The sequence below is a fragment of the Crocinitomicaceae bacterium genome (assembly GCA_016708105.1).
Classification (GTDB): domain Bacteria; phylum Bacteroidota; class Bacteroidia; order Flavobacteriales_D; family Crocinitomicaceae; genus JADJGJ01.
In genome coordinates this window covers 2,091,068-2,104,575 of the sequence record JADJGJ010000001.1, presented here as the reverse complement: position 1 = coordinate 2,104,575, position 13,508 = coordinate 2,091,068, and the positions used below count along the sequence as shown (strand labels likewise).

The window sequence follows — 13,508 nt, the reverse complement described above, 5'->3', positions numbered from 1 at the left end:
TGACCTAAAGACTCAAAATAAGTTTTCAATTCTATGCTAGTCTTTGGTTTTAATTGCTGCACATCTATCCCATTCAAATAGCTAATTTTGATGCCTTATGAAACAATCTTCTGAAATACTATTTTCTTTTATTGAACCTGAAAATATAAATGTTATTATGCCGCTCATGCGCATTATTAATACGGATACCCCGGCAGATATTTTAGAAAAACGCGTAGTTGAAATGGCCGGGCAGAATTATAAGTGTCTTGGAATTTATCATGCAGATCAACTTATTGGTATTTGCGGTTTGTGGTTTATGACGCGACATTATTGCGGCAGAAGTATTGAACCTGATCATGTTATTATTCATCCTGACTATCAAGGGCAGGGGATTGGGCATTTATTATTTGAGTGGATTTTTAATTACGCCAACGTGAATGGATATGAGGCAACAGAACTAAATGCGTATGTTCAAAATACTGCTTCACATAAATTTTATTATAACCTGGGATATGTAATAAAGGGGTATCATTTTGTCAAGTTCCTGAAATAATCTACTTTTGGAGTAGAATATGTTAAACAAGAAAACAAAATATGCATTTCACGCACTTACTTATTTAGGTAAGCAAGAGAGACTTCACCCGGTATTAATTAGTGAAGTAGCAGAACACACCAGAATACCAAAAAAATTTCTTGAAAGCATATTATTAGAAATGAAAAAAGCCGGATACCTAACCAGTAAGATGGGAAAAGGCGGTGGTTACTATCTTCTCAAAGATCCTAAGGATATTAAACTGGCAGATGTGATCAGAATGTTCAGCGGTCCTATTGCCCTGCTGCCTTGCGTTAGTTTGAATTATTATGAGCCGTGCATTGAATGTCATGATGAAGCTTTGTGTGGATTGAATAAGATTATGAAACAAGTGCGCAATGAAACGCTTAAAATTCTTGCCAATAAATCATTGAAAGACATCTTAAAAGCGGAGGGATAAAATTTTTTTTGCCATAATAATCTACTTATCCGATAGAATATGTATATTTGTGCCGGAAAAATCAAAAAAGAAAATGAAAAATCAGGCTGAACAGTTGTTGCAAGCGTTAAAAGGCAAAACACTGGATGAGGTACTAAATACTCTTTCATCAGGGTATGCTGATGTTGTTTTTTCTACTTCGTTTGGTAAAGAAGATCAGGTAATCACGCATAGCATTTTTAAAAATCAAAATCACTTTCAAATTTTCACCCTTGATACAGGACGATTGTTTGAAGAGACTTATGAAGTATTTCAGCGCACCATTCAGAAATATAAATTGCAAATTCAAACCTATTATCCTGATCAATCTGCGATAGAAAAGTTGCTAAGTCAAAAGGGACCATATTCTTTTTATGAATCTGTTGAAAACCGCAAAGAGTGTTGTCGTATCAGAAAAATTGAACCACTCAAGCGTGCTCTTGCAGGTAAACAAATTTGGATTACCGGTTTGCGCAGAGAGCAGTCTGAAAACAGAGCAGATATGGATATGGTGGAGTGGGATGAAGCTAATCAAATCATTAAAGTGCATCCAATTTTTGAGTGGACAGAACGGGAAGTAGATGAATATACCGACCAACACAATGTGCCTGTAAACGCCTTGCATAAAAAAGGTTTTCCAAGCATCGGTTGTGCGCCTTGTACGCGCGCAATTCAACCCGAAGAAGATTTCAGAGCAGGAAGATGGTGGTGGGAAAGCAGCAAAAAAGAATGTGGCTTACACGGCTAATTCAACTAGCGAATTAAATAAAAAAAAGAATATTTTTTCAACTTGAAATGTATGAGTTATCTTGAAAAACTAGAAGATGAAGCAATTTATATCATCAGAGAAGTAGCAGCGCAATTTGACAAACCGGTGCTATTATTTTCCGGTGGAAAAGATTCCATCACCTTGGTGCATTTGGCTATCAGAGCATTTTATCCTGCGCCGGTGCCGTTCCCGCTTTTGCATATTGATACCGGGCACAATTTTCCGGAAACTATTGAGTACCGTGACTGGCTGGTGAAAAAATTTAATTTGAATCTCATTGTGCGTTACGTGCAAGATTCTATTGATGCAAAAAAAGCAAAAGAAGAAACCGGACGATATGCCAGCAGAAATAATTTGCAAACTGTTACGCTGCTTGACGCAATTGAAGAATTTAAATTTGATGCATGTATTGGTGGCGCACGTCGTGATGAAGAAAAAGCTCGCGCTAAAGAACGAGTATTTTCTGTACGTGATGATTTTGGGCAATGGAATGCACGTAATCAACGTCCTGAATTATTTGACATTCTCAACGGGCGCATTCACAAAGGTGAAAATGTGAGAGCTTTTCCAATTTCAAACTGGACAGAATTAGACGTGTGGAGTTATATCCGCGAAAATAAAATTGAATTGCCTTCAGTTTATTTTGCACATAAGAGAAATGTATTCCTCCGCGATGGTCTTATCTGGTCAGACTCAGCTTATATTAACCGCGATGCTGATGAAGAAGTTTTTGAAATGATTGTCCGTTTCAGAACTGTAGGTGACATGACTTGTACAGCTGCTGTTGATTCTAAAGCTGATGATCTTGAATCTGTCATTGCTGAAATTAAAGCTGCCGAAATTTCTGAACGGGGAGCACGTATTGATGATAAACGTTCTGAAGCTGCCATGGAAAAAAGAAAGTCGGTGGGGTATTTTTAGGGATTAGGGATTAGTAATTAGGGCATAGGAATTAGGGCATAGTAATTAGGGAATTAGGAATTAGGGCATAGGAATTAGGGTACGTTTTACTTTGAGTATTAGCCCTAAACCCTGAGTCCTAACACCTAACACCTAACACCTAACACCTAACATCTAACACCTAACACCTAACACCTAACACCTAACACCTAACACCTAACACCTAACACCTAACACCTAACACCTAACACCTAACACCTAACACCTAACACCTAACACCTAACATCTAACACCTAACACCTAACACCTAACACCTAACACCTAACACCTAATCCCTTTAAAAAAGGAAAATATGGAAATACTAAGATTATCAACAGCCGGAAGTGTGGATGACGGAAAAAGTACTTTGATTGGTCGCTTATTGTTTGATACGCAATCATTGTCTAAAGATAAATTGGAAAATATTCGCAGCATATCTGCTCAGCGTGGTTTGGCTGAAATGGATTTGTCATTGATAACTGATGGTCTCACGGCTGAAAGAGAGCAGGGAATTACCATTGACGTAGCGCATATTTATTTTGCTACTGAAAAAAGAAAGTACATTATCGCAGATACGCCAGGACACGTTGAATACACGCGCAACATGATCACAGGTTCATCCAATTCTCAGGTGTTTGTTATTCTCATTGATGCTCGTCAGGGAATTATTGAACAAACCAAAAGGCATTTATTTGTTGCCGCTTTGATGGAAATTAAAGAAATTGTTATCGTGGTAAATAAAATTGATTTGGTGAATTTTGATCAGACAGTTTATGAAAAAATTAAATCTGAAATTGAATCACTCAAAACAGAATTTAATTTGCTGAATAAAAATCTTACCTTCATTCCAATCTCAGCAAAATTGGGTGATAATGTGGTTAACAAATCCACAAATACACCTTGGTTTACGGGTGTTACTTTACTTGAATATCTTGAATCAGTTCAAGTTGAAACGGAGCTTGATGTGCCGGCTCGATTTAATGTACAATATGTAATTCGTCCGCAATCAGATGAGTTTCATGACTACAGAGGTTATGCAGGAAAATTGAAAAGCGGATCCTTGTCCGTAGGTGATGAGTTGGTTGTATTGAGCAGCGGTCAATCAGCTAAAATTAAACGCATTCACAAATTTACACGTGACTTAAAAACCGTATCTGCCGGAGAATCCATTACCATTGAACTGGAAAGAGATATTGATATTTCACGCGGTGATGTCTTAACAAAATCTGCAGAAAAATTTGATGGCTACAAAAATATTTCTTCCAAACTCTGTTGGTTAGATAAAGATGAATTGGTGGTCAACAAAAAATATTTATTGCAATACGGAGCCGCGGTTGTGCCGGTTAAAGTGAGCGCAGTAGAAAGTCAGCTTGATTTTAATTCATTGCAGTTTGAAGCATCTCCGGAACATGTTGGTGCAAATTCTATTAACCAAGTTGAAATTAAAGCAGCATCACCTTTGTTTTTGGATGGCTATAAATCAAATCACAACAATGGTTATTTCATTCTGATTGATGAGGGCACTAACGGAACCGTTGCAGTAGGGTTTAAAGAGTAGTAAATTACAATTTCAATTTAGCTCCACCGTTGATAAATCGTCCATCAAGTGGCGCCCAAATTTCTGTGTGTTGAGGTGTATTGTTTGGAGATGATACTAAACTTTCATAACGTGTTTGTCTTACGTCAGTATAATTTTCTGCATTGACAAATAATGTAAGATTACCAAAAGTGCGTTCAATCACAATCCCTGACATAAAAATTGCAGGCGTTGAAATTCCGGTTGATAACCATTGACTTGATTTATATTCATAATCAACTCCAATGCGCCATTTTCCTTCATCTACAAAAAGAAAATCTCCTTTGATGCTGTGTTTTGGTGTAAGGGTTAACCAAATGTTTGATGAATCAGTTTCATGAAATGCTTCATTGTAAGTGTAACCTAAAAACCAGGTGATTTTCCAAAAAGTAAATTTAATTTGAGTTTCAAAGCCACGGCTGTGAATCTTGTTTCCGTAGTTTTTATATTCCAGATAACCGGTTGAGTCAGCTAATAAAAATATCGGGTTATCAATGATGTTGTAAAAGAACATGTGATTGATAGAAAGCAATAAGTTTTTTGAACCTAAATTGGTAGTGTATTTTAAGTCTAAATTTCCACCAAGTGATTCTTCAGGTTTGACCGAATTAAAATCTATTGCCTTGATGTTTTTGTATCCAATGGGTTCAGAATCTTCATTAAAAATAGTTGGCATTCTGTATCCCATTCCACCTCCCAAGCGCACGGTGAATCCTTTTGCAAGTTTAAAAAGAGAACTCAATCGGGGGAGAATAAAATAGTTTTCGGGTGCGTCTGAACGTTGTGAACCGGCCATAACATAATCTGCTCTTAAACCACCTTCAAGTGATATTTTTTTGTGTAGATCCCATACTTCGTTCATGAAAATGCCTGCTGTTTTATACCACTGATCTCGTAGCGTATCATTCACATATTTGAATTCTTCAAAAGCATCAGTAACGTAGTTAACACCGGCTACAAGCGTATGATTATTTTTTTTAAAACCGTAGTTCAATTCTGAAAATGAACTGAGTTGTTCTCCTTTGAAACGGGTGAGTGTACTTGGGTTTTCTTGAATAGTCAGATAGCGTTTAAAATAGCTCACACTATTTCTACATTCAATTGTTGAGTATTCTGAAATTTTCCATGAAATTTTTGCCTGAGTAGAATAGCGTTGACTCCTCTGTTCATCCAAATAAAAATCTAGCAAAGAAAAAGGTTCATCATACAATAAATTCATATCACCTCCACGCCTATGATCATTGGTCATGTTAAAGCCGGCATAAAAATCCCAATATTTATTTGGGGTGTAAAAAAATCGTGGATTGAAATTATATTTTCCAACTTCTGTGATATCTGAAAACCCATCGCCATCTGCATCATAAGGCATGTGATTGTGAAAAGATGCTAAATTGGTGAATCCAAAACTGCCGAATTTTCTTGATACAAACGCGTTAAAATCTCTTGATCCAATGGAAGAATAATTTAAGTGCAACATAGTTTCATCCATAGCTGGTGTTTTGGATAAAAGATTCACGATACCACCAATTGCTCCGCCACCGTACAAGGTTGAAGCCGGTCCTTTTATAAACTCGACTTGTCGCAAATCAAGCGGCGGAATAGTCATGATATCAAAACTACCTGAGAAGCCGCCATACATTGGAAAACCATCTTTTAATAACTGGGTGTATCGTCCGTTCATGCCTTGCATACGAATTACAGAACCGTTAGATGATGCAGATGTTGTTTGCACATTAACTCCTGTTGTATGCGTTAATAAATGACTTACCTTGCCCGGTTCCATAGATGCCGCTTCATCTATCTCATCAGTCAACGCCTCAGTGCGTGTTGGTGTGTCTGAAATAGATTTATTGCTTCGGGTTCCTTCAATGATAATTTCATCCAGCATTTCATTTGACACCAGATAAATTATTTTTGGTTCTTGCTGACGTGTTGGAAAACTCATTTCAAACAAGGTGTCAAGGTAGCCAACTGAAGATACTTTCACGTGATAAGTTCCGTTTGGTATGTTCTCAAGTAAAGCATTTCCGTCTGCTGCTGAAGCGGTTCCGATTTTTAGTTCAGGTATACTAATTAAAGCACCGGGAATGGGTTCACCTGTGCCATGATCCAAAATTTTGAAAGTAAAATTCTGTTGAGAAATACCGATTTGAAAAATGGCAAACCCAATCAGCGTGAACAAATATCTCATAGCCTTGTTTTTTTCAAAGGTAAGATAGATTCATCTCAAAAAAACAAAAGAAAATCAATTCATTAATCCTTATCTTTGTTATCCGATTCAGTATGGCAGACGAATTTCAAAATCCCATAGATAAAGACAAGATTACGGAAAATCCGCACTCGCTGGAGTATGCTCATCATGTAGGCAGTGCACTGATTAAACCGGAGGATAAAGGCAAAATAAAAGGCAGGGCCTTGTCAGCCATGGAATATCAGACTGATCAGCAATTAACTCAAATTTATGAGCAAATGCAGTTGCTTGCTGAACAGGCAAAAAAAATTAATCTACGCAAAGAAATCTCAGAAAAAATTTATCAGGCTGAATTTCGATTTGAGCCTATTATCAATCATACATATCATCTTTACCAAACTGCAGAAAATACCCAGGTACTTTCCGTAATTGCACCGCATGAATGGGGGAGATCAACCAGAAAAGATGATTTCATCTGGCAAGCCACTGTTCGTCTGCTGGCTGACCACACGTGGGAAATTCTGTCAACATCAAATGAATAAGGTGTACCTATCTGACAACAAATTTTGATTTCACTTTGTCAGATTTTTTTTTGAGCTTTAATTTTTTTCAATAATTGTCTTGCGTCTTTTTTTTATCCGGATCAAATAAATTCCGTGAGCGTTGTTTGGGTTGCATATTATACATCCATCAGTAGGCGCAGGTCGCGACCTGCGCCTACTGAAACGATTTTCTATCGCAACCCTCGTGGTAAGATTTTGCACGATTGCGATAATATGGATATTAGAATATTTTCCCCGATACAAAATTTAGTTTTAAGTTTACTCCAAATAATTAGCACATGACAACACCAATCACTTTACTTCAAATTACCAGACAAAATACCTTGAGCGCAATTGCGGGGTTGAGTCTTGATCAAGTCAATAAAATTCCAACCGGATTTTCAGGAAATATTGCTTGGCACTTGGGACACATGGTTGCAACCAATCAGGGATTATTGTACCGTTTAAGTGGACACTCAGGAAATCTTGATGCCGCTTTTGTTGAGCTGTATAAAAAAGGATCGGTTCCTTCAGCACCGATTAACCAAACTGAATTTGATTTTATTAAATCAGCATTAGTTCAACAAATTATTCAGTTGCAAAAAGATGTGGATTCCGGAATTTTCAAGACTTATTCTGAATATACCACCAGTTACGGCAACACGATACAAAATTTTGACCAAGCATTATTTTTTGTCAACGTGCATGAAAGTTTGCATCTTGGATACGTGATGGCATTGAAGCGCGTAGTATTGCAATAAGACATGATTAAGACAGAAAATCACGATTCACGACAAAGCAGGTAGGCAGGCCCTGATTTAATATTTGGTTTAATGCCTTGACTTTCTTATCTTTGTCATAAGAACAAAAAAAGATACAGGTAAGAATTTGGTAAAAAAAATTAATCTGTATTATATTTGCAGCACGAAATCTGGTTCAAGAGATTGAATAAAATCTGAAAACGTTCAGATTCAGGTGTTGAAGTATTGAAATTGCGAGAATAGCTCATCCCGATATTCGCATCATTCATTGCTGAATGATACTCAATCGGGATCAATTTACTTGCCCTATGGGCTTCGTAAATTGAATTGCGAGAATAGCTCATCCCGATATTCGCATCATTCATTGCTGAATGATACTCAATCGGGATCAATTTACTTGCCCTATGGGCTTCGTAAATTGAGTTGCGAGAATAGCTTATCCCGATATTCGCATCATTCATTGCTGAATGATACTCAATCGGGATCAATTTACTTGCCCTATGGGCTTCGTAAATTGAATTGCGAGAATAGCTCAGTTGGTAGAGCGCGACCTTGCCAAGGTCGAGGTCGCGGGTTCGAGCCCCGTTTCCCGCTCAAAAAAAGGATGAGTGAAATTTCACTCATCCTTTTTTTATTTTATGATGCTACATATAAAACTTGTATGTAAATTTGCAGCCACAAATCCCTCACGTGGGAGTTACAAACGAGTAACCATTATTGAAAAAAATAATGGATACCAACAAGATTACCAATAGATTATTTCTTCAACGGAAGAAATGAAAACAAACTATAAAATACTACACAAGTAGTGATGCCCGGATGGTGGTCCCGATAACTATCGGGAGGTAGACACGCTTTAAGGGTTTCTTCAACGGAAGAAAAAAAGAAATTTGAAATACTACTCATGTAGTGATGCCCGGGTGGTGGTCCCGATAACTATCGGGAGGTAGACACGCTTTAAGGGTTTCTTCAACGGAAGAAAAAGAAATTTGAAATACTACTCATGTAGTGATGCCCGGGTGGTGGTCCCGATAACTATCGGGAGGTAGACACGCTCTGAGGGTTTCTTCAACGGAAGAAAAAAAGAAATTTGAAATACTACTCATGTAGTGATGCCCGGGTGGTGGTCCCGATAACTATCGGGAGGTAGACACGCTCTGAGGGTTTCTTCAACGGAAGAAAAAAAGAAATTTGAAATACTACTCATGTAGTGATGCCCGGGTGGTGGTCCCGATAACTATCGGGAGGTAGACACGCTTTAAGGGTTTCTTCAACGGAAGAAAAAAAGAAATTTGAAATACTACTCATGTAGTGATGCCCGGGTGGTGGTCCCGATAACTATCGGGAGGTAGACACGCTCTGAGGGTTTCTTCAACGGAAGAAAAAAAGAAATTTGAAATACTACTCATGTAGTGATGCCCGGGTGGTGGTCCCGATAACTATCGGGAGGTAGACACGCTTTAAGGGTTTCTTCAACGGAAGAAAAAAAGAAATTTGAAATACTACTCATGTAGTGATGCCCGGGTGGTGGTCCCGATAACTATCGGGAGGTAGACACGCTCTGAGGGTTTCTTCAACGGAAGAAAAAAAGAAATTTGAAATACTACACAAGTAGTGATGCCCGGGTGGTGGAACTGGTAGACACGCAGGACTTAAAATCCTGTGGTAGCAATACTGTACGGGTTCAAGTCCCGTCTCGGGTACAAAAATCAGAGTGAGTGTGAGAGCGAGAGCGAAACACGAACTCTGATTTTTTTTTCTCACTCTCACACTCCAACTCACACTGTGTCTTGGTTTTTTGAGAAAACGAATCCTCAAGTCCATTTCAGGACAAAAACGAAATCCATTATTTAATAAAATCAGTGTGAGAGCGAGAGCGAAACACGAACTCTGATTTTTTTTCTCACTCTCACACTCCAACTCACACTGTGTCTTGGTTTTTTGAGAAAACGAATCCTCAAGTCCATTTCAGGACAAAAACGAAATCCATTATTTAATAAAATCAGTGTGAGAGCGAGAGCGAAACACGAACTCTGATTTTTTTTTCTCACTCTCACGCTCCAACTCACACTGTGTCTTGGTTTTTTGAGAAATCGAATCACCTGCTGCGCATCACGAGTAATATGCTGGGAAGGAAATTTATCTTTAGCCCAAACCCAAATTGCGGATATGTATCTACATCCAATACCTTAGCTGTTATCTTCAATTAAAATAATCAATCACAGAAATATTCTTGCTTTAAATCAATCTGATTGAATCCGGTTCAAGTTCCACTGACAGCTGCACTGTATAAGTCGGCTCAGCCTGAAAAAAAAAAAACGCCGCCCTTTCGGGAAGCGTCTTATCAGAGTGACCGCGTTAGGATTCAAACCTAAAACCTTCTGATCCGTAGTCAGATGCTCTATTCAGTTGAGCTACGCAGCCATTAACGGGTGCAAAGTTACTACATTCAAAACAAATTTGGCAATTTATTTTTATAAAAATCTTCATGAATCATTCAAAAACCCTTGGTAGAAAAGAGTTTTCAAGCAAAAAAAAACAGCCGACTCCAAGTCGACTGTTTGAGCGGGAAACGAGACTCGAACTCGCGACCCTCAGCTTGGAAGGCTGATGCTCTACCAACTGAGCTATTCCCGCCTGAATATAAAATCATCTTCAGCAACTCAATTTACGAAGCCCCTAAGGCAAGTAAATTGATCCCGATTGAGCGCCATTCACTTGTGAATGATGCGAACATCGGGATGAGCTATTCCCGCCTATTAAAAATCCGTTGATTCTTTAATGATGGGAACAAAGGTAAAAAAATCTTTGTTTGAGATTAAGTAGGTGTTGTAATTTAGTTCTGTAATAATGTTCTCGCGCCGGAAAGCGTTACAATATGTATCTTTGAGTTTATCATGTTTGATCAGATTATTCAGGCAGCAATTCAAACTTCAATCATTGAATGGCTGGCTTTTTTTACCAGCATTCTCTATGTGGTTTTGGCAGCGGCGCGCAGTATTTGGTGCTGGTTGTTCGGCCTAATATCCAGCGCAACGTTTGTGTTTATTTGTTTCAGTAGTGGTTTTTTTATTGATACCGGTCTGCAGGTTTTTTATATTTTCATGAGTGTGTATGGTTGGATCAATTGGAAAAATAATCAAACAAAGCGCGTGAAAGTGATCTGGTGGGGATATCGTAAACACTTGTATTTACTCGCTCTTGGAATTATCGTCACGTATTTGTTAGGGTACACGTTTGAAAATTTTACAACGCAAAATAGTTCGTACCTGGATGCAGCCATTACCGTGTTTAGTTTAATTGCAACATTCATGACTGCTCACCGCATTATTGAAAACTGGATTTATTGGATTGTGGTTGATTTTGCCGCCATTTTTCTTTTCGCATATCAAGAACTTTACCTCACAGCATTCCTCTATATCATTTATTCGTTGATGGCAATCTATGGTTTGATTGCTTGGACTAAACAATATCATCAGCAAAAAAAATCCGCATGTTGAAAATTGCAGTCACCGGACCCGAATCATGTGGAAAGACAAGTCTTGCAGAAGATATTGCCAAACATTATCGCATCTCTTTTATTCCTGAATTTGCGAGAGAATATTTGCTAAATCAAAAAGGAATTTATACTGCCACTGATTTGGATGTCATTGCAAATGGACAATTCAATGCAATTGAACTAGCTGCTAAAAATCAAAAAAATCTTTTGATTTCTGATACTGAAATGTTAGTGATGTGTATCTGGTCTGAAGTGAAATTTGGTTTTGTATCATCTCAAATTCAGTCAGCCTTGTCAAAGCAAAATTTTGATCATTATTTTATTTGTGATACAGATATTCCATGGGAACCTGATCCCCTGCGTGAAAATGAACATGACAGAGATGAGCTACTCAAACTGTATCTTGACAAGACAAAACAAATGAATTATTCGTTTACTCTCTTGAGCGGAAATCATCAAACCAGATTGAAAAAAGCAGTGGAAATTATTGACAGATTATTGGACTCTGGAAATTATCATGATTTACCGTAGACGCCGTTATAATTAAAAATATTTCGTCTTCATTTTTCTCACCCAGTTATTCACGTCATCTGAAAGATTGAAAAGAATTGCAAATACCCAGAAAACAGTTGTGAGTACTGTTCCGTTGATGAGAATTTTCCAATACGGATTCATGTCGTACCGGAGTAAAATACAAAGGATAATAAATACAGCAGAAAAAATAAACGCTTTCACAAAAGGTAATTTGAAAGGTTGTAACCCGTATTTGCGATAGAGCAGATACCAGCGAGCAAAATTGATGATGGTCATTGCAATAGCTGATGCCATGGCGGCTCCGGTTAGATTCCATTCTTTGATAAAATAGTAGTTCAATATAATAACTAATACCGCCAGCACTAGATTGAAATACATATTGTATTTATAAATGGATGATGTGCCAATCACTGCGGTATTCACACCGGTTGCCATTTCAATTAGTATGCCGGTTCCAAGAATGAGATAGAGATTCTGATAAGGCGCATACTCCAGAAATTTTGGATGTAATTGCAATATCGGATCAAGCACGGCCCAACCTACACCAAGCAGAAATGCACCAATAAGCAATTGATTCACACAATTCTTTTCATACACATCACCGATGTTTTTCATGTCATTGTTTTTCCATGATTCGGCCAGAATTACTTGAGCAATTTTAAGAATACTGTTAGCAGGAATCAAGATAAATCGCGCAGCAAAAAAGAATAGGGTATATACACCGCCCATTTCCAGTGAAATCATTTTAGTGAGCATGAGCTGATCAATATAAATAACAATAGACCCTGATGCGCCAATGAGTATACCAAACAAAATATACTCTCGTACTTTTTTACGCTCAGCAGGTTCAAATAATTTTTTTGAAGGCAGGGTGATTTTTTTTGTTTTCAGCGCAGCAAAACATAATACCAGCAAGCCCGGTACACAAAATGTAAATGCGTACAAATAAACAAATCGCTCAAAATCTATCCACAGAAAAGCATAGGCGATAATGGCTGCAACGATAAGGATTTTGCTAAGAAAAGTATCTAGAAAAGTTCCGATATAAGTTTGGTACAACATCTTGGTGTATCCGTCCACATTAAAAAATAGAATGCGGAAAAAAATCATGGGAAAGACAAGCAGAGAAAATTTTTGAAATAACTGCAAATCCGTATCACTGTTTAATAGATGATGACCGAAAAAATAATAGATGATAAAACTGATTCCAATACCAATCAATGACAATAAAATACCCAGCATGAAAAAACCATGATGCCCTCTTTCATCGTCGCGATACTTTGGAAAAAGCTGATGTAAAATGGTATTGTATCCTAAACTAAAAACTGTTACAAAAATTCCTGAAATTGAATCAAGCACGCCCAGCAAACCAAACTCAGCCTTTCCGGGAACAACAATAGGTAATAACATGCGCGAAATTCCGCCAATTATGGAACCGGCGAATTGAATGATGCTGTTGCGCAAGGCTTGTCGTTGGATTATACCCACGGGGATTTTCTAATTGTGATTACAAAATTAGGGTAAAGATCATAAATTAAAATCAATGTATTAGAGGTAATGCTCTTATTTCGTTTGCTGAGATTTGAATAGTTAACAATAGTTAAAAATTTTTCATGTTACTTTTTTTAGTTGGTGGTTTACGAGCAAAAGGCTGGCGCTTGCAGATGGATGACGTCAATGCGTTTTTGTTCGTCCTCCTTACAGT

11 protein-coding genes and 4 tRNA genes are annotated in these 13,508 nt (G+C 37.7%); 11 read left to right on the top strand and 4 right to left on the bottom strand.

What is annotated here, in order from left to right:
• Positions 1 to 97 precede the first annotated feature (97 nt).
• The 5 genes from IPH66_09240 to IPH66_09220 all read left to right on the top strand — a co-directional run bounded on the left by IPH66_09240 (position 98) and on the right by IPH66_09220 (position 4,258).
• Positions 98 to 535, top strand: coding sequence for a GNAT family N-acetyltransferase (locus IPH66_09240; protein MBK7129529.1), 438 nt, complete (start codon positions 98 to 100; stop codon positions 533 to 535).
• Positions 536 to 554: 19 nt separating this feature from the next.
• Entirely contained in the window at positions 555 to 974 is a 420-nt protein-coding gene (locus IPH66_09235) for an Rrf2 family transcriptional regulator (GenBank protein ID MBK7129528.1), read from the top strand.
• A 73-nt stretch (positions 975 to 1,047) separates the two neighbouring features.
• On the top strand, positions 1,048 to 1,740 hold the full coding sequence (locus IPH66_09230) for a phosphoadenylyl-sulfate reductase (GenBank protein ID MBK7129527.1): 693 nt from the start codon (positions 1,048 to 1,050) through the stop codon (positions 1,738 to 1,740).
• A 51-nt stretch (positions 1,741 to 1,791) separates the two neighbouring features.
• A complete protein-coding gene (locus IPH66_09225) occupies positions 1,792 to 2,682 on the top strand; it encodes a sulfate adenylyltransferase subunit 2 (protein MBK7129526.1) in 891 nt (296 codons plus the stop codon).
• Between the two features lie 331 nt (positions 2,683 to 3,013).
• Positions 3,014 to 4,258 (top strand): 50S ribosome-binding GTPase, encoded by a 1,245-nt coding sequence (locus tag IPH66_09220; protein ID MBK7129525.1) that lies wholly within the window; start codon positions 3,014 to 3,016, stop codon positions 4,256 to 4,258.
• Between the two features lie 4 nt (positions 4,259 to 4,262).
• On the opposite strand, the gene IPH66_09215 is transcribed toward IPH66_09220, so the two are convergent.
• Complete coding sequence (locus IPH66_09215; protein MBK7129524.1) at positions 4,263 to 6,467, bottom strand: TonB-dependent receptor; 2,205 nt, start codon at positions 6,465 to 6,467, stop codon at positions 4,263 to 4,265.
• Between the two features lie 92 nt (positions 6,468 to 6,559).
• Between IPH66_09215 and IPH66_09210 the strand changes: the two genes are divergently transcribed.
• The 4 genes from IPH66_09210 (at position 6,560) to IPH66_09195 (ending at position 9,473) form a co-directional block, all read left to right on the top strand.
• A complete protein-coding gene (locus IPH66_09210) occupies positions 6,560 to 7,009 on the top strand; it encodes a DUF2452 domain-containing protein (GenBank protein MBK7129523.1) in 450 nt (149 codons plus the stop codon).
• A gap of 299 nt (positions 7,010 to 7,308) precedes the next feature.
• Positions 7,309 to 7,770: a DinB family protein gene (locus tag IPH66_09205; protein ID MBK7129522.1), complete on the top strand. Its 462-nt coding sequence runs from the start codon at positions 7,309 to 7,311 to the stop codon at positions 7,768 to 7,770.
• 521 nt (positions 7,771 to 8,291) lie between these two features.
• Positions 8,292 to 8,364: transfer RNA gene (locus IPH66_09200), tRNA-Gly, on the top strand.
• A gap of 1,025 nt (positions 8,365 to 9,389) precedes the next feature.
• Positions 9,390 to 9,473 (top strand) — tRNA-Leu (locus IPH66_09195).
• 647 nt (positions 9,474 to 10,120) lie between these two features.
• Here the strand turns inward: IPH66_09195 and IPH66_09190 are convergent.
• Together IPH66_09190 and IPH66_09185 are read right to left on the bottom strand one after the other, a co-directional pair.
• Positions 10,121 to 10,194 (bottom strand) — tRNA-Arg (locus IPH66_09190).
• A gap of 140 nt (positions 10,195 to 10,334) precedes the next feature.
• Positions 10,335 to 10,407: transfer RNA gene (locus tag IPH66_09185), tRNA-Gly, on the bottom strand.
• Between the two features lie 260 nt (positions 10,408 to 10,667).
• On the opposite strand from IPH66_09185, the gene IPH66_09180 reads away from it, so the two are divergent.
• On the top strand, positions 10,668 to 11,270 hold the full coding sequence (locus IPH66_09180) for a nicotinamide mononucleotide transporter (GenBank protein ID MBK7129521.1): 603 nt from the start codon (positions 10,668 to 10,670) through the stop codon (positions 11,268 to 11,270).
• Positions 11,264 to 11,800 (top strand): ATP-binding protein, encoded by a 537-nt coding sequence (locus IPH66_09175; GenBank protein MBK7129520.1) that lies wholly within the window; start codon positions 11,264 to 11,266, stop codon positions 11,798 to 11,800. Before IPH66_09180 ends, IPH66_09175 begins: the two co-directional genes overlap by 7 nt.
• A gap of 12 nt (positions 11,801 to 11,812) precedes the next feature.
• Here IPH66_09175 and IPH66_09170 read toward each other — a convergent pair whose 3' ends face one another.
• Positions 11,813 to 13,291 carry an oligosaccharide flippase family protein gene (locus IPH66_09170; GenBank protein MBK7129519.1) on the bottom strand — a complete coding sequence of 493 codons (1,479 nt, stop codon included), beginning with the start codon at positions 13,289 to 13,291 and terminating at the stop codon, positions 11,813 to 11,815.
• Positions 13,292 to 13,508 lie beyond the last annotated feature (217 nt).

Coding starts and splice junctions, on each gene's coding strand:
- IPH66_09240 (MBK7129529.1), top strand. CDS start 98: ATGAAACAATCTTCTGAAATACTATTTTCTTTTATTGAACCTGAAAAT.
- IPH66_09235 (MBK7129528.1), top strand. CDS start 555: ATGTTAAACAAGAAAACAAAATATGCATTTCACGCACTTACTTATTTA.
- IPH66_09230 (MBK7129527.1), top strand. CDS start 1,048: ATGAAAAATCAGGCTGAACAGTTGTTGCAAGCGTTAAAAGGCAAAACA.
- IPH66_09225 (MBK7129526.1), top strand. CDS start 1,792: ATGAGTTATCTTGAAAAACTAGAAGATGAAGCAATTTATATCATCAGA.
- IPH66_09220 (MBK7129525.1), top strand. CDS start 3,014: ATGGAAATACTAAGATTATCAACAGCCGGAAGTGTGGATGACGGAAAA.
- IPH66_09215 (MBK7129524.1), bottom strand. CDS start 6,467: ATGAGATATTTGTTCACGCTGATTGGGTTTGCCATTTTTCAAATCGGT.
- IPH66_09210 (MBK7129523.1), top strand. CDS start 6,560: ATGGCAGACGAATTTCAAAATCCCATAGATAAAGACAAGATTACGGAA.
- IPH66_09205 (MBK7129522.1), top strand. CDS start 7,309: ATGACAACACCAATCACTTTACTTCAAATTACCAGACAAAATACCTTG.
- IPH66_09180 (MBK7129521.1), top strand. CDS start 10,668: ATGTTTGATCAGATTATTCAGGCAGCAATTCAAACTTCAATCATTGAA.
- IPH66_09175 (MBK7129520.1), top strand. CDS start 11,264: ATGTTGAAAATTGCAGTCACCGGACCCGAATCATGTGGAAAGACAAGT.